This is a genomic window from Paenibacillus sp. J31R34, from assembly GCF_059383715.1.
Genome location: NZ_JBXENU010000001.1, coordinates 60,498 through 75,259, shown reverse-complemented (window position 1 = coordinate 75,259; position 14,762 = coordinate 60,498). Strand labels below are relative to the sequence as shown.

Here is a 14,762-nt window from a genome sequence, read left to right as displayed (position 1 = left end):
GCGAACAGCAGCCATCACTGTTCAATAGACGTCAAAATATTTAAACTATTATAACATATGCTTTATTTTTTTCCCAATCCTTAAGACATTAGAGCGGATTAATGATCCCTCTGCACCAGATAATCAGCGATTTGCAGCAGTCTGTCAGGTGCTGCAAGTCCCGCACTCAGCACCGCTGACTTCGCGTCCTGCGTCAAACGCTCTACTTGAGCCTTGCTCTCTTCAAGCCCCATCAGAAAAGGATATGTTACTTTTTGTTGTTCGACATCGCTGTTCGTCTTCTTGCCAAGCTTGCTCTCATCACCGATCAAATCTAGAATGTCATCTTGAATTTGAAAAGCTAGCCCAATATTGCGGCCATACTGCTCCAGCAGTTTGATCTGCTCTTCCGTTGCACCGCCAATACGTGCGCCAGCTGTAACAGAGAACACAACCAGATCGCCGGTTTTGTGCAAATGAATATATTCAAGCTCTGCAAGCGACGTGATGCCCTGCTCACCCAGCATATCTGCTACTTGCCCACCGACCATACCTCTGGCTCCGGCAAGCATCGCCAAATCTTCCACAATATCGAGTGCAACCTGCGCACTGACACCGCCAGCTTTAGCCGCTTTAGGAATTAAATGAAACGCATGGGTCAGCAGCGCATCACCAGCCAAAATCGCCATAGCCTCTCCGTAAACCTTATGGTTCGTCAGTTTGCCGCGGCGATAATCATCATTATCCATCGCTGGCAAATCATCATGAATTAAGGAATACGTATGTATGCATTCGATCGCGCAAGCTACAGGCAAAGCTTTGCTCACCGTATCTTCATCACCGCTAATAGCCTCAGCTACAGCAAGCACAAGAGCTGGCCGCAAGCGTTTTCCACCTGCTTCCAGGGAATACATCATGGATTCACGGAGCTTATCCGGAACCTCCCACTGCGAAGGCAGCACTTCGGTTAGCGACTGCTCTACGATGGCGGCGCATTGCGCCAAATAAGTTTTTATCAAAACCGTGTCGCTCAAGCGTTATTCTCCTTTGTCTTCGCTCGGTGGAGCAAACGTTTTTTTCTGAAAGCCCTGCTCTGTTTCAATGAGCGTCTCGATCTTCTGCTCCACCTGCTCCAGCTTGCCGCTGCATAGCTTTGACAGACGCATGCCCTCTTGAAATAGATCAATCGCTGTCTCCAGCGGAACATCACCGTTTTCAAGCTTTTCTACAATCGTGTCAAGCTGCTCCATCGCCTGCTCAAAGCTAAGCTCCGTTGCTTCTTTCTTTGCCACTGCTGCCCTCTCCCTCCAACGACGATACCTCACAGGTCATCTGACCATCGGCTAGTTTCACCTGTACGGTATCCCCTACCTTCACATCTGCTACTGACTTGACCAAGCGCTGCTCCGACTCTTCATAAACTAATCCGTATCCCCTTGCCATCACCTTAAGCGGACTAAGCGCATCAAGCTGACGTATGGAGCTATGGAGCCTAAGCTGCTTCTCTTGCAGCGTTTGCTGGATGATCTGTTCCAGCCGTTTCGAAGTTCCTTTAAGCCTGCTTGCGGCAAAATGCACGCGCTGCCCCGGATGATGCCCGACAAGCGTCGCATGCAATCGCTCCAGCCTGCTTCGCCCGCGCTGCGCTGCATTAAGTGTTCGCTGGCGCAAGCGTTCCTCCAGCAAATCAAGGCGCTGCGCCTGCTCCAGCAAATATTTGCGAGGATAAAGGAAAAAAGGCGAACGGCGCACACGTGCAAGCTGCTCCTTGCGGCTGCGTATAAGCTGGCGCAGCGATTGCTCCAGCTGCTGGCGCTGCCTGCTTAAATGCTTCTCCAGCTCGGCTGCATGCGGTACAGCCAGCTCAGCTGCTGCAGTAGGCGTCGCTGCCCGCAAATCTGCAACGAAATCAGCAATCGTGTAATCGGTCTCATGGCCGACTGCGCTGATGATTGGAATAGCGGATGCAGCTATGCTGCGCGCTACCTGCTCCTCATTAAACGCCCAAAGCTCTTCAAGCGAGCCGCCGCCGCGTCCTACAATTAATACGTCGATTTCGCCAAAACGATTCATTGCTTCTATCGCATGTGAAATGGAAGGTGCTGCTTGCGCTCCTTGCACCAGCACCGGATAAACATAAATACGAGCAGCGGGATAGCGGCGCTGCAGCGTAATCATCATATCGCGAACCGCTGCCCCTGTCGGCGAAGTAATCAGCCCGATCGCTCTAGGAAAGCGTGGAATCGGGCGCTTACGCTCAGTGGCAAACAGCCCTTCTTCCTCCAGCTTGCTCTTGAGCTGCTCAAAAGCGAGATACAAGCTTCCAATACCATCTGGCTGCATGGCGGCCACATAAAACTGATAGTTGCCATCCCGCTCATAGACAGAAATGTTTCCGCGCGCCATCACTTTAGCGCCTTCACGAGGAATAAAAGGCAGCCGCTGGTTATGCGAAGCAAACATGACGCATTTCAACCGACTGTCTTTATCCTTAAGCGTAAAATACATATGACCGCTGGAATGATGCGTAAAATTAGAAATCTCTCCGCGCAGCCACACATCGCCAAGCACAGCGTCCGAATCCATTTTCATCCGGATATATCGGTTAATGTCCTTTATCGAATAAACCCGCGGCTGTTCTTTCATCGCCTTACTCTCCGATTCCGTTTGCGCGCTTAGCTGCCTTAATGGTGTTCTGGATCAGCATCGTAATCGTCATTGGACCCACGCCGCCTGGCACAGGTGTAATATAACCAGCAGTTTCCAGGCAATCCTCGTAATCCACATCGCCCGCCAGCTTGCCATCAGCCAGACGGTTAATGCCCACATCAATAACGACTGCGCCTGGCTTCACGAACTTGCTGTCAATCGCTTTCGCTTTGCCGATGGCTACGACAAGAATATCCGCCTGCTTGGCGATCTCTTCCATATTCGCTGTTTTGGAATGACAGATCGTCACCGTAGCATGCTCTCTAAGCAGCAGCATTGCGACAGGCTTGCCGACAATATTGCTTCGTCCTATGACAACTGCATGCTTGCCTGCAATATCAACACCACTGCGTTTAATTAGTTCAATAACGCCTGCCGGCGTACATGGCAGCAAGCTATCATCGCCTATTACCAGATTACCCACACTTTCAGGATGGAAACCGTCGACGTCCTTTTCCACACGAATTGCATCAATAACGGCCTTCTCGTTAATATGCTTAGGCAGCGGCAGCTGCACTAAAATACCATTAATGCTATCCTGCTCATTAAGCTTGGTGATCAGCGCCAAAACTTCCTCTTCCGTTGCCGATTCGGCCAAACGGTGAACCTCGGAATATAATCCAAGCTGCTGGCAGGCCTTTTCCTTGGAACCGACGTATACTTTAGAAGCGGGATCTTCACCAACCAATACAACTGCAAGACCCGGAACAACACCCTTTTCTTTAAGCGAAGCCGTATCTGCCCCAATTTCCTCACGAATAAGATCCGAAATCTGTTTGCCTAAAATGATATGTGCGCTCATAATGTGTCGCTCCCCTTCTTGCCAACCGGCCTTTCGCGCCGGCGGTTTCCTAGTTTGTATGATCAGGCTCGGCTTTCAGCTGATCAAGTCCGCTAATCAGCTTGCCTAACACGCCATTTACGAACTTGCCCGACTCTTCCGTGCCGAAATGCTTCGCTAGCTCAATTGCCTCATTGATAACCGCTTTCGGCGGCACATCGTCGCTGAATACCATCTCAAAGCATGCCAGACGCAAAACCTGACGGTCTACCCGAGACAGCCTGTCAACCTGCCAACCGGTCAAATGATCCTGCAGCATGTCGTCAATCGCCGCTTTCCGCTCCGCGACGCCCATGACGAGCTGTCTTACAAAATCATCATCCGCATTGCCAATATCTCCTGGCTCTGCGCCGATCTCATTAGCGGAATGAGCCTCTTCAAGAAGCATGTCCACCGCTTCATCAGCAGTGACTTCATTCATTTCCATTTGGTACAAACTTGATACTGCAATTTCTCTCGCTAATCTACGTTTCATGGGACCTCCACAGCAGTTGCACTGCTTACTGAAATTTATTATTGCTAGCGTAAACGGCTGAAGCCGTCCTTTGGCGGCAAAGCTTCCGTTTCGCGGGTGAAATATAAGCCCATTTATAAGTGTGAAGCTTATAAATTCTTATATTTTAAGAAAAACGCTTGGCGGCGTCCGTTCTATTAGACGCCATCGTTTTGGCGAAACGTATAGAGAAAGGATGAGAACATTCATATCCTTTCCTATACGTCAAAGTGAAACGGCTTTCGCCCTTAAGATAGCGGCAGAGCCTATTTCGCGTTAAAATAGAAGCCCAATATAAGCACATCACTTATAAAGTCTTAGAATTTCAAAAAAACCTATGATCTCCTCCCTGCCTCGAACAACCGGCAATCCGGCTTCCGGAGAACGGAGGAGACCACAGGATTATCTAAACGGGCGAAATCTTTCCATTAGTACGCTCCAAACTTGCTGCCATGGAGCGACCGGATCCTGCCGCAAATCTTTCTTTTTGCCTATCCAATAACCGACTGAAATAAGAAGCATAAAAATCAGCATATCCCAAAAACCAGCAAACAAATACACGAAGCCGAAAAAGAGTCCTGCTGCTGCGCCAATTGTTCGCTTTCCGTAATGAACCCAAAATTCCCTCCACATCCGCTAGCCCACCTCTATTCCACGCGACTCTTGTACATGCCTGTCTGAATGACATTCGCCACGAATACCGTCACATTCGAAACCGGTATGCCTGTAATATCCTCAATATGGCTTTTGACAGCAAGCTGAATCTCTTCCGTGAGTGTTGGGATAGAGCTTTCTCCATCAACAAACACGCGAAGCACAATGTCAAGGCCAGAGTCGGAAGTACGAATGCGCGCACGCAAATCTTTAACCCCACGGCGTTTGGAAGCTGCTTTAAGGGCTAGATTTTCAATCGTTTCAATGGAAATGCGAATGTCGCCAAAATCTGTCCGTTGATCAATTGAAGGCGGAGCGGCAGAGCCGCGATGCAAGGAAACAATAAAAAATCTCAAGCTGAGCAAAAACAAGACAATCCCAACAATAATAACGGAAATCTGAAGCGATGGTTGCTCAAAAAGACGGTCTAAAGCCGTTAAAAGCGTTCGCTTCGAAATCCAATTAAAGCCAATACATGCGATCATAATGGAAGCGGCACCGATTACGATGCTATAAATAAACAATAGCAACTTGTCCACAATTCTAAACAATGCAAATGCCTCCTCCGGGCAGACCGAATGAAAACCCCCTTGCGCCGAGCGGCATGCCGATCACGAGGGGGTTATAGTCAATTCTCTTCCATGCAGTTATTACTTGACGCGCAGCAGTTGGTCTTCCTCTACCGGCTTCTCAGCAGCTTTGAAATGAACATCGTGAATATGTACGTTCACTTCAATAACATGCAGTCCTGTCATCGTTTCAATCGAACGTTTCACATTGCGCTGAATTTCCGAAGCGATTTCTGGAATGCGGTTGCCGTATTCCACAATAATGGATACATCAATCGCCGCCTCACGCTGTCCAACATCAACTTTAACGCCTTTAGACAAATTTTTACGGCCAAGCATCTCTGCGATTCCGCCTGCGAAACCGCCGCTCATGCCAGCTACACCAGGCACCTCAACTGTAGCCAGTCCAGCAATGACTTCAATAACCTCGGGTGCGATCTGAATAACGCCAATGTCCGTTTTCTCATACTCCGTTGCTGTTGTACTCATGATAGCTTTACACCTCCCTAAAGTTGCGCGTCCCGCCCTGCATCGAACGGGTAAAGCTTCCGCATCTTATTTCTATACTATATCATTCGCCATGAAATATGACAAACCATTACAGATTGTCCGCAGCTTTTGCTTCATCCTGCTCTGGATGGTAAACATCATATTCCTCGAGGAACTTGATATCAAAATTCCCTTCAATAAACTTTGGATGCTCCAGCAGTTTTTGATGGAAAGGAATCGTCGTTTTTATGCCTTCAATCGCGAATTCTGACAAAGCTCGCTTCATGCGGGCAATCGCTTCCTCACGCGTTCTTCCCCAAACGATCAGCTTGGCGATCATGGAATCGTAATGCGGCGAAATCGTATAACCCGGATAAACCGCGCTGTCGACCCGCACGCCTGTGCCGCCTGGAGCTAGATAGAACGGAATATGTCCAGGAGACGGCATAAAATTACGCTCCGGATCCTCTGCATTAATCCGGCATTCGATCGACCAGCCATTAATCGCAAGATCCTCTTGCTTAAAGGAAAGAGGATTGCCTTCCGCTACGGAAATCATCTCTTTAATCAGATCGACATTCGTTATCATTTCTGTAACGGGATGCTCAACCTGAATACGAGTATTCATTTCCATAAAATAAAACTGGCCGTCCGGCCCTAGCAAAAACTCAAGCGTTCCTGCGCCTGAATATTGAACGGAAAGCGCTGCGCGAACAGCCGCTTGTCCCATCGCTTCACGAAGCTCGGGAGACAGAACTGGACATGGCGCCTCTTCTACCAATTTCTGGCGGCGTCGCTGAACCGAGCAATCGCGTTCAAAAAGATGTACAGCGTTGCCATGCTTGTCCGCCATAATTTGAACTTCGACATGCTTCATACCTGTCAAATATTTTTCTAAATAGACGCCTGCATTGCCGAAATTTTTCTGTGCTTCCTGCTGCGCCGTCGTAATTTGCGAAACGAGCGTTTCCTCGCTGTCAGCAATACGGATACCTTTGCCGCCTCCGCCTGCAGTCGCCTTAATGATAACGGGATAGCCAATTTGACGTGCGACTACAACCGCTTCTTCCATGGTCTCGATCAAGCCCTCAGAGCCTGGAATAACCGGAACGTTAGCCTGCTGCATCGTTTGCTTGGCTACCGCCTTGTCGCCCATTTTGCTAATCGCTTCAGGTGATGGGCCGATAAACGTAATGTTGCAGGATTCGCAGATCTCAGCAAAATTCGCATTTTCAGCTAAAAAGCCATAGCCTGGGTGAATTGCATCGCATTCCGTAATGGTCGCTACGCTCATCAGGTTCGTTAAATTCAAATAGCTGTCCTTCGACAAAGTAGGCCCGATGCAATAAGCTTCATCTGCAAGGCGCACATGCAGCGAATCGCGATCCGCCTCCGAATAAACGGCTACGCTTGTAATGCCTAGTTCGCGGCAAGCGCGAATAATACGCACGGCGATTTCGCCGCGGTTGGCAATAAGAATTTTTTGGAAATTCACATTGTTACTCCTTTCAAATGGCTAGTCCTCCCAGAAGGAGCAATGCTGTTATTCCGGCTTCACCAGAAATAGCGGCTGCCCGTATTCCACCAATTGGCCATTCGTTACAAGTACTTCGACGATTTCACCGCGTACTTCCGCTTCCAGCTCGTTCATCAGCTTCATCGCTTCCAAAATGCAAACGACGCTTTTCTCGGATATGCGATCGCCTGGTTTTACGAATACCGCAGCATCAGGGCTTGGCGAGCTGTAAAACGTACCAACCATTGGGGAAGTAATTTGGTGCAAATTCTCACTTGCAGCACGCGCTGCAGGTGCCTCAGAAGCTGTAGACTGCGAAGCTGGCTGAGTAGCTGGCGCCTGTGTGTAAACATGAACAGGCTGCTGTGAATATGTATGCGATAGCGGGGCTGCTTGCACATTGACGACTTCCGTTTTCCCGGGCTTGCGAATTAGCAGGCGAGTCCCTTCGTTTTCGATTTCCAGCTCATGAACGGAGGTTTGATCGACCAGCTTGATCAATTCTTTAATCTCGCTCAATTTGAACATGAATTTTTCACTCCTTAAAGTTTTGCGGTAGCAAAACCGCTTCGTAGGCATCCGCTTCGTATTGCGGCAGTAAAACCGCATAGTAAGCTTAGCTTGCATTGTTCACTTTTATAATTGGCACAATAACGTTTAACATTATATCATAAACGCTCAGGAACACGAATTATTTTTTACAAATGCATAAAATACCCCTTAAACAGCTGCCTGCCCCCCTTTACAAAAAACGTCCTGATTACTCTTTATCCTCAGTCACAATTAAGCAGCGTATCAAGCGTAAACGGCAGTCACCGTCCTCTGGAAGCAAAGCTACCGTTTCGCGGGTGAAATATAAGCCGATTATTAGGGGGTAACTTATACTTGCTTAAATTTAAATAATAGCGGCAGCCCAGGTGATACAAAAACCTGAACTCCGCTATTTTTTGATCAAATGGAAAATAAAGAAGGAAACTGCTGGATAATTCCGTTCGTCATTACGTCTGCCATTTCAGCCGCCTGCGGTTCAATTAAATCATTCAAGGCAACGTTTTGCTCATAGTTTTTAGCAAGCCGGGCTGCCACTTCGCCAGTAAGCAGCCTTAGATGCTCATCAAGCATCTTTTTCCATTCCATTTTGGACCAATAAGGATTTATCCGGCTTAGGAAATCGGCAATGTCTTCTGCGTTCATATACCAGCGTTTTTGGGCATCCGCTGCTGCCGAGCTATTTCCAGCCTGGAGCGCCTTGACGAGCTCGGCTGCGATAACAAGATGCTCCCGCAGCAATTCGGCAAACCTTGCCGCAATAGCCTTTCCATAAAAAGGTTCAAGCACCGCTGCAAAGTCGGTAGGGTTCCTCAGCAGTCTAGCAGTCGTTGCTTGCTCGTCGGCAAGACGGTCAACAATGCTGTTCACCGTCAATCTCGTCCAGTACACATGCTGCACCCATAATGCCCTAAGCTTGCGGTTCAATTCTATACTGGACGCTGTCCAGCATGCAGGATGAGCCGGTTTGACCATTTGATGGGGATGAGCGGGATAATAGCGATACATAGCGTATGGTTTGCTCCTTTATCCTTTTTTGCATTATATAGGCGAAACCCTATTACTGTGCATCATTGGACATGGGAAAAATCCCGAAAACGCCAGCATAGCTGACGTCCGGGATTTTATGCTCTTGCAAGGCCTCATTAAGGTACAAACTGCACGGATACCTGATCGGCATTGATTTCCATTTTTTTCATGACGAGATCAACAATATCGGCTGCTTGATTTTTCTCAAGCTTCTCGCTGGCTACGACGACTTTATAAACGTTGTTTTCTTCATCCACGATTGCGGATTCATAGTTTTGCATCAGCTGTTCTTCCAGCTCTGTCAGCTTTACATTTTTTTCTTCGAGCAAGGAAAGCTGTTTAGCCGCTTCAGTAGATTTTTCTTTATCTACTTGTGTATTTGCGATATCCGCCATCAGCTTATCCAGCTCCTCGTTATTATCCTGCGTCCGCTTCTGCTGAATATCTGCGAATACGCTCGTTGCCGCTCCCCCTTGCTCATACTGCTCCAGCACCTCTTTATCAGCCTCGCTCACCCCATTGTCTGCACCTTGCTGCACCTCATCCACGACGATGCCGCTGCCCGCAGCTTCCGTCGCTCCCTGTCCCACCGTCTTCTCCAGCTGCGTGTTGTCTGTCAGCAATTCTGGCGAGCTTGCGTCCTGCGTAAACAAATAATAGGCGGACAGTACCACCATCAAGCTGAGCATCGATACGAGCCAAATCGTTTGTCTTTTCGTGTTCATGTGAACACCCTCCTCAAAATGGTATAAAAGCTGGATTATTGCTTCCTCGGTGCAACAGAAATGCGAGTTGCCGCGACATTTATGCCTTTTTCGACCGCATCTATAATTAAACGTCTGACGGTTACATTTTCCGCACCCTTGGCGACGATAAGGACGCCGCGAATGCGTGGGTTGATCGTCTTTTTGATAATCGGCTTCTGATCGCCGGACACCTCGACGAGTACAACCTCGCCATCCTTGTTAATCGCCGTAATATGCCGTTTGCCCCCGTTTTTGTCATTCTCGTCTGTCACCGACTGCGTCTCCTTCTCATTGCGTTCAACGACGATTTCCTCTGTTGAATCAATAGTGACCAGAACATCCACCTCGCCAACACCAACGATTTTCTCCAAAATTTCCTTAAGCCTCGCCTCCAGCGGCTGCTCCACCGTTTCGAATGAGGCTCCTTCCCGCGAGCCTGGGCTGGTCCAGGCCGTGTCATCTACTGACTGCAGATTTTGCCCCTGCCCCTGTAAGGAAGGCTCAACTTTGTTAAAGGTGAGGAAAGAATTAATCAGCATCAGCAGCGCTCCAACACAGCCGATAATGAGCAGGAGGCGCAGCATTTTCACTCGCTTCGGTCCCCCAGGGCCTCCGCCCGCCATCGCTTCCAGCTTCTCCAGCCACTTCGCCACCTGTCATTACCCACTCCTTTCGCTTTACTTTTGTCCGCGAATGCTTGCCGGTTGGCGAATAATGATAGCCTCGGGCGATAAGCCCCAGCCCTCGGCGAGCACAGCTCTCGTCTGCTTATCAAGCTCTGCGTTCACGGGCTGCCATAACTGTTCACCAGCCGTACTCTGTTCACTTGATGTTTGATACGGCCCAGACTCGACTATCTCAGGCACCATGACCTCCACACTTACTGGCTCCACTGCTTCGATCTGTCTATTATCCTGCTGCACATCCTGAGTCGGATTCGCGCCCAAATTGGTAGGGGACCCTCTCGGCGGAGCAGCCTCTTCTTCAGGAAGCATCTGCGGAAACGTAACTGTCACCGTATCCATTTCAACCATCTCTACATCTCCTTCCTTGATCCATTTCAGTTTGACTTCAACCGAGCTTGCCGTCTGACCGGTATAGCGGATGATTGCGGATTCCATCGCTTTGGAGAGCGTACTGCCGGTAAGGTTAGCCGCCTGCTGCTGCTGCTTGCGTTTAAGCTCCTCCGACTGACGCTGAATGTCGGCAAGCGTTGGCATCTTCACTTGCTTCTGCGCCGTGCTCATCTCCCATTGCTGGATGCCTGCGCTCAGTCCTGCCGTTACGTCGCCTTGCACCAGGCGAAGCAGCGGAGACAGCAGCGTCAGCAGCACGAGAAGACCGATAACTAGTCTGGCATAGCGCAGCATCGCCTTGTTGGGCAGCAGCAGCTCGGTGCATACAGCGAGCATAATGACGGCGATAATGTCACGCAGCCAATCGCCCAGCCAAGCTACCATGCGATTCGCCCCCTTTTTTCAAACAGCCGATCTACCGGACCATCATTGCTGCGTTTCCTGCTGTCAGCACGATTGTGACGGCGAGGAAAAACATCAAGCTTACAGCGGCAAGTGCGGCAAACACATAAATCAGCGTCTTGCCAATCGTTTGCAGGCAGGCTACAATCGGCGAATCTCCAAGGGGCTGCATGACAGCAGCGCATACGTTGTAAATAAGCGCCAGCGTCAAAATTTTGATCGCGGGAAAAGCACTTATAAACAGCAGCATAATGACGCCTGCAAGCCCGATTGCATTTTTCGCCAGCATGGAAGCCGATATGACGGTATCCGCCGCATCCGAGAACATGCGACCGACGACAGGAACGAAGTTGCCCGTGACGAACTTCGCCGTTCGCATCGTCACACCATCGGTTACCGCTCCCGTCGCCCCCTGCACAGAAACGACACCGAGGAAAATCGTAACTAGCGCACCCAGAATTGTAATGCTGATGCTGCGCAGCAGATTAGCCAGCTGGGTCACCTTGAAGCGCTCGGTCATGGCGCTGACGATGTGTAAGATGGCCGAGAAGAACAAGAGCGGAAATACGAGCGTATAAACAAGCGTGCCTACAACATGAATCATAAAAATAATGAGCGGGTGCAGCACCGACACCGTCACGACATTGCCCATCGACGCCAGCAGCGCGAGCAGCAGCGGAAGCATCGCCAGCATGAATTGAATCATGCTTTCAATCGCGTCCTTGGCATAGCCGATCGCTACATTAAAGCTGTTGACCGTGATGATAAGGATGACCATAAAGGTAATGGAGTAAGCTACCTTGCTGACTGCATTGCGCTCGAAGGCGTTTTGCAGCGTTTCCAGCATCATGCTGAACACGGTCAGCGTGACGATTGTGACTAGCAGCTTGCCATTGTACAGCACCTCATGCAGAAAATAAGACAGCAGCCCTTTCAGCACCGTTTCCAGCTTGAGCCCTTCTCCGCCCGGCAGTAGCATCTGGGCAAAGCTAGGCAGCTTCTGCTCAGGGAAAAAACCGCCATATTCGTTTTTGAGCTGATTCCAGTATTTCTCCACCGCATCCGTATCCATATCGTTCAGCCCGCTGCCGGTCAACTGCCCGAGTGCGGCTTGCGCCTGGGCCTGCTGGGTTTGCTGCTGCATAGACTGCGATTGCTGACTTTGCGGAGTCTGCTGCGACTGAGGAGAAGACGCCACCTGTGAAGCTAGCTGCTGATAGGAAGTCTGCTCCGACTGCCAGTCTGACGTTGACGTACCTTGCGCTGCTGCCTCGGAGCTTGGCACAAGCAGCAAAAAGTACAAAACTGCTGTAAGCACCGTGAGCCAAATGGCGTTCGTCGGATAGGAGCTGCCAGCAAGCTTTATTCTCAACTGGCTCCTCCCCCTGTCGGCAGCAGGTTGATAACTGTTTCGATAATGACGCTGATAATCGGCACCGCCATGACGAGAATTAATATTTTTCCAGCGAATTCGATTTTCGACGCAATGCTTTCCTGTCCGGCATCTCTGACAATTTGAGCGCCAAATTCAGCAATGTAGGCGATACCTATTATTTTCAGCACCGTCTTCAAATAAATAGAGGGTATGCCGGAGCGATTCGCCAAATCAGAAAGCACCGCAATAACGGAATCGATTTTGCCAAGCAGGAACAGAAAAATAAAGAGGCCGGTAAATGCCGCAAGCAGGAAAGCGAACAGCGGCTTTTGCTCTCGAACGACAAGGATGAGGACTGTTGCAATCAGCCCAAGACCGACGATTTGAATGATTTCCACTTCGCTTCACCTACTTGCGGCTTCTCTTCAAGCTAGCTATTGGAACAGAAAAATCGTTTTAATTTCCTGAAACAGCTCGTTCAGCATGCGTACGACCATAAACAACACGACAACAAAGCCGATTAATGTCACCCAATGCGCCATATCTTCCTTCCCCATCTGCTTAAGCACCGTATGAATCATCGCAATGATAATTCCGATACCGGCTATTTGGAAAATGGCGCTCACATCCATATTCATTTCCGCGGCACCCCATTAAACCATCAAAATAACGAGCAGCACGGCGATTAAAACGCCGAGGCTTTTCCACATCGTCTCATACCTCGCCTGATCTTCCCGTGCCGAATCTTCCTCCGCCTTCAGTTGAATGAGCGCCAGCTTCAAATGCTTAAGCTGATCCTCACGATCGCTTATACCGAGCGTCGAGCCAAGACGGATCAACACCGCCTGCTCGCTTGCCCGCATGGCCGTTGCTCCCCAAATCTCTCGAACAGCCCGTTCCCAGCTTTCTCGAAAGGAAAGCCCTTCGTCGCTCGCAAGCCCTTCGGAGGCAAGCATCAGCATCCGGTTAAGTGGATCTGGAACAAATGCTGCGGTTCGGGATAGCGCCTCCGGCAGCGGTGTATGCCCGTAGCCAATTTCGGTTTCGAGCCTCTGCAGCGCATGAGCGGTCTGGCGAAGCTGCCGGGGCCTTGCAGCAAAACGCGCCGCCTGCTGGAAGCCTAGCATCGTTCCGGCGAACAAAATCAGCAGCGCGCCAAGCAGCTTCAGCACATGGCATCGCCTCGCATCAGCCCGGAAAACAGCGGCGCAGCATCTTTGGCTAATCGCGGCACTGCTGTTGTTGGCTCGCGCGCCGCCCAGCCTCTTATGCAAGCCTCCGCCGTAAGCACCCGGTGCATAATGCCCGAAGGCGTTCGGCGCAGCTCAACAATAAGGGAGAACGCCCCTTCCTCTAGCAGCGAGCGCAATACAGGCCGTCCTCTAGCATCCTCAGCATCATACGCATGAGCTGTCGCTATGACGCTGACTCCGGCATGGCTGGCTTCCCGAATCGCCTCGCCATCCTCAGGCCTTCCAATTTCATCCGCAATAATGACATCCGGCGACATCGAGCGCAGCAGCATCATCATTCCTTCCGCCTTGGGACAAGCATCCATGACGTCGGAGCGCGGTCCAATATCAAAGGTGGGAATACCTCGCACACAAGCGGCTATTTCGGAGCGCTCGTCCACGATTGCAACCTTCTTGCCCGGCCAGCTTGCCGCATCCCCGCCTCCCCATAAACCGTAGCTGACGGATCTTGCAATATCGCGAACGAGCGTCGTCTTGCCCTGCTGGGGCGGGGCGAGCACCAACGTGGAGCGAATCGTTTTGCGCGATCGGTCGAGCAGCTTCGGCATGAGCGGAGTTGCTGAGCCGGGAACCTCCCTGGCAATCCGAATATTAAAGGCACCTATTTCACGAATGCCGCGAACGCTGCCGTTATCGAGAACGGTACGCCCTGCAAGTCCAACCCGATGTCCGCCTGCGACTGTAATGAAGCCCCGCCTGAGCTCCTCCTCCATCGCATACAAGGAATAATTGGTCATCCGCTCCAGCAGCTTGCGGCAAAGGTCAGCAGTAGGCTTATACGCTCCGCCTGCTTGGGTTAAGAGTGTGCCATCGTTTGCAGCGAAACGCGATTGGCCTGCCATGCCAATTTCCAGCGGGCGCCCTTCGCGAATCCGTATCTCTTCCAGCTGCTCCTGAACCTCCGCAGGCAGCCGTTCCAATATCGCTTTCAGCTCTAGCGGCAGCAAATGCGTAATGCGGCTAAGCATGCGTTCATCACTCCCGGATGTTTGTCCTTAGTCCTTTAATATGTATGCTTGGCCAGCTAAAATATGTCCAACTGGATCGAAATTGCTAGATTAGATTTATTTAACTAGGAGTAC

General features: G+C 50.4%; 19 protein-coding genes. All 19 read right to left on the bottom strand.

What is annotated here, in order from left to right:
- Positions 1 to 98: 98 nt before the first annotated feature.
- Positions 99 to 1,013, bottom strand: coding sequence for a polyprenyl synthetase family protein (locus AC50YG_RS00415; RefSeq protein WP_494823978.1), 915 nt, complete (start codon positions 1,011 to 1,013; stop codon positions 99 to 101).
- Between the two features lie 3 nt (positions 1,014 to 1,016).
- Complete coding sequence (gene xseB, locus AC50YG_RS00410; protein WP_074904853.1) at positions 1,017 to 1,271, bottom strand: exodeoxyribonuclease VII small subunit; 255 nt, start codon at positions 1,269 to 1,271, stop codon at positions 1,017 to 1,019.
- Entirely contained in the window at positions 1,243 to 2,625 is a 1,383-nt protein-coding gene (gene xseA, locus AC50YG_RS00405; protein WP_494823977.1) for an exodeoxyribonuclease VII large subunit, read from the bottom strand. Before xseA ends, xseB begins: the two co-directional genes overlap by 29 nt.
- A 4-nt stretch (positions 2,626 to 2,629) precedes the next feature.
- A complete protein-coding gene (gene folD / locus AC50YG_RS00400) occupies positions 2,630 to 3,490 on the bottom strand; it encodes a bifunctional methylenetetrahydrofolate dehydrogenase/methenyltetrahydrofolate cyclohydrolase FolD (RefSeq protein WP_473757621.1) in 861 nt (286 codons plus the stop codon).
- A gap of 49 nt (positions 3,491 to 3,539) precedes the next feature.
- Positions 3,540 to 4,004 carry a transcription antitermination factor NusB gene (gene nusB, locus AC50YG_RS00395; protein ID WP_341278259.1) on the bottom strand — a complete coding sequence of 155 codons (465 nt, stop codon included), beginning with the start codon at positions 4,002 to 4,004 and terminating at the stop codon, positions 3,540 to 3,542.
- 420 nt (positions 4,005 to 4,424) lie between these two features.
- On the bottom strand, positions 4,425 to 4,655 hold the full coding sequence (locus AC50YG_RS00390) for a DUF2273 domain-containing protein (RefSeq protein WP_494823976.1): 231 nt from the start codon (positions 4,653 to 4,655) through the stop codon (positions 4,425 to 4,427).
- Between the two features lie 14 nt (positions 4,656 to 4,669).
- Positions 4,670 to 5,227 carry an alkaline shock response membrane anchor protein AmaP gene (gene amaP, locus AC50YG_RS00385; protein ID WP_494823975.1) on the bottom strand — a complete coding sequence of 186 codons (558 nt, stop codon included), beginning with the start codon at positions 5,225 to 5,227 and terminating at the stop codon, positions 4,670 to 4,672.
- Between the two features lie 99 nt (positions 5,228 to 5,326).
- Entirely contained in the window at positions 5,327 to 5,734 is a 408-nt protein-coding gene (locus tag AC50YG_RS00380; protein WP_046231945.1) for an Asp23/Gls24 family envelope stress response protein, read from the bottom strand.
- A gap of 109 nt (positions 5,735 to 5,843) precedes the next feature.
- Positions 5,844 to 7,229, bottom strand: a complete 1,386-nt coding sequence (gene accC / locus AC50YG_RS00375) for an acetyl-CoA carboxylase biotin carboxylase subunit (RefSeq protein ID WP_473757624.1) — start codon at positions 7,227 to 7,229, stop codon at positions 5,844 to 5,846.
- A gap of 48 nt (positions 7,230 to 7,277) precedes the next feature.
- On the bottom strand, positions 7,278 to 7,778 hold the full coding sequence (gene accB / locus AC50YG_RS00370) for an acetyl-CoA carboxylase biotin carboxyl carrier protein (RefSeq protein WP_494823974.1): 501 nt from the start codon (positions 7,776 to 7,778) through the stop codon (positions 7,278 to 7,280).
- A gap of 423 nt (positions 7,779 to 8,201) precedes the next feature.
- Positions 8,202 to 8,807, bottom strand: coding sequence for an acetylglutamate kinase (locus AC50YG_RS00365; protein ID WP_494823972.1), 606 nt, complete (start codon positions 8,805 to 8,807; stop codon positions 8,202 to 8,204).
- A gap of 137 nt (positions 8,808 to 8,944) precedes the next feature.
- Positions 8,945 to 9,553 carry a SpoIIIAH-like family protein gene (locus AC50YG_RS00360; RefSeq protein ID WP_494823969.1) on the bottom strand — a complete coding sequence of 203 codons (609 nt, stop codon included), beginning with the start codon at positions 9,551 to 9,553 and terminating at the stop codon, positions 8,945 to 8,947.
- Positions 9,554 to 9,588: 35 nt separating this feature from the next.
- Positions 9,589 to 10,227 carry a stage III sporulation protein AG gene (spoIIIAG, locus tag AC50YG_RS00355; protein WP_494823967.1) on the bottom strand — a complete coding sequence of 213 codons (639 nt, stop codon included), beginning with the start codon at positions 10,225 to 10,227 and terminating at the stop codon, positions 9,589 to 9,591.
- Positions 10,228 to 10,251: 24 nt separating this feature from the next.
- Positions 10,252 to 11,034, bottom strand: a complete 783-nt coding sequence (spoIIIAF, locus tag AC50YG_RS00350) for a stage III sporulation protein AF (RefSeq protein ID WP_494823965.1) — start codon at positions 11,032 to 11,034, stop codon at positions 10,252 to 10,254.
- Positions 11,035 to 11,065: 31 nt separating this feature from the next.
- Positions 11,066 to 12,424, bottom strand: a complete 1,359-nt coding sequence (gene spoIIIAE, locus AC50YG_RS00345; RefSeq protein WP_494823963.1) for a stage III sporulation protein AE — start codon at positions 12,422 to 12,424, stop codon at positions 11,066 to 11,068.
- Entirely contained in the window at positions 12,421 to 12,825 is a 405-nt protein-coding gene (spoIIIAD, locus tag AC50YG_RS00340; RefSeq protein ID WP_046231941.1) for a stage III sporulation protein AD, read from the bottom strand. Before spoIIIAD ends, spoIIIAE begins: the two co-directional genes overlap by 4 nt.
- A 36-nt stretch (positions 12,826 to 12,861) precedes the next feature.
- Positions 12,862 to 13,065 carry a stage III sporulation protein AC gene (gene spoIIIAC, locus AC50YG_RS00335; RefSeq protein ID WP_046231940.1) on the bottom strand — a complete coding sequence of 68 codons (204 nt, stop codon included), beginning with the start codon at positions 13,063 to 13,065 and terminating at the stop codon, positions 12,862 to 12,864.
- Between the two features lie 15 nt (positions 13,066 to 13,080).
- Positions 13,081 to 13,599 (bottom strand): stage III sporulation protein SpoIIIAB, encoded by a 519-nt coding sequence (spoIIIAB, locus tag AC50YG_RS00330; protein ID WP_473757631.1) that lies wholly within the window; start codon positions 13,597 to 13,599, stop codon positions 13,081 to 13,083.
- Positions 13,593 to 14,648, bottom strand: a complete 1,056-nt coding sequence (spoIIIAA, locus tag AC50YG_RS00325) for a stage III sporulation protein AA (RefSeq protein WP_341278269.1) — start codon at positions 14,646 to 14,648, stop codon at positions 13,593 to 13,595. The genes spoIIIAB and spoIIIAA overlap by 7 nt, the downstream gene beginning before the upstream one ends.
- Positions 14,649 to 14,762 lie beyond the last annotated feature (114 nt).

What these genes read in the sequence shown, in the direction of transcription:
- xseA (WP_494823977.1), bottom strand. Translation starts at nt 2,625, where the DNA reads ATGAAAGAACAGCCGCGGGTTTATTCGATAAAGGACATTAACCGATAT.
- AC50YG_RS00390 (WP_494823976.1), bottom strand. Translation starts at nt 4,655, where the DNA reads ATGTGGAGGGAATTTTGGGTTCATTACGGAAAGCGAACAATTGGCGCA.
- AC50YG_RS00365 (WP_494823972.1), bottom strand. Translation starts at nt 8,807, where the DNA reads ATGTATCGCTATTATCCCGCTCATCCCCATCAAATGGTCAAACCGGCT.
- nusB (WP_341278259.1), bottom strand. Translation starts at nt 4,004, where the DNA reads ATGAAACGTAGATTAGCGAGAGAAATTGCAGTATCAAGTTTGTACCAA.
- spoIIIAA (WP_341278269.1), bottom strand. Translation starts at nt 14,648, where the DNA reads ATGCTTAGCCGCATTACGCATTTGCTGCCGCTAGAGCTGAAAGCGATA.
- AC50YG_RS00360 (WP_494823969.1), bottom strand. Translation starts at nt 9,553, where the DNA reads ATGAACACGAAAAGACAAACGATTTGGCTCGTATCGATGCTCAGCTTG.
- spoIIIAC (WP_046231940.1), bottom strand. Translation starts at nt 13,065, where the DNA reads ATGAATATGGATGTGAGCGCCATTTTCCAAATAGCCGGTATCGGAATT.
- AC50YG_RS00380 (WP_046231945.1), bottom strand. Translation starts at nt 5,734, where the DNA reads ATGAGTACAACAGCAACGGAGTATGAGAAAACGGACATTGGCGTTATT.
- spoIIIAF (WP_494823965.1), bottom strand. Translation starts at nt 11,034, where the DNA reads ATGGTAGCTTGGCTGGGCGATTGGCTGCGTGACATTATCGCCGTCATT.
- folD (WP_473757621.1), bottom strand. Translation starts at nt 3,490, where the DNA reads ATGAGCGCACATATCATTTTAGGCAAACAGATTTCGGATCTTATTCGT.
- accB (WP_494823974.1), bottom strand. Translation starts at nt 7,778, where the DNA reads ATGTTCAAATTGAGCGAGATTAAAGAATTGATCAAGCTGGTCGATCAA.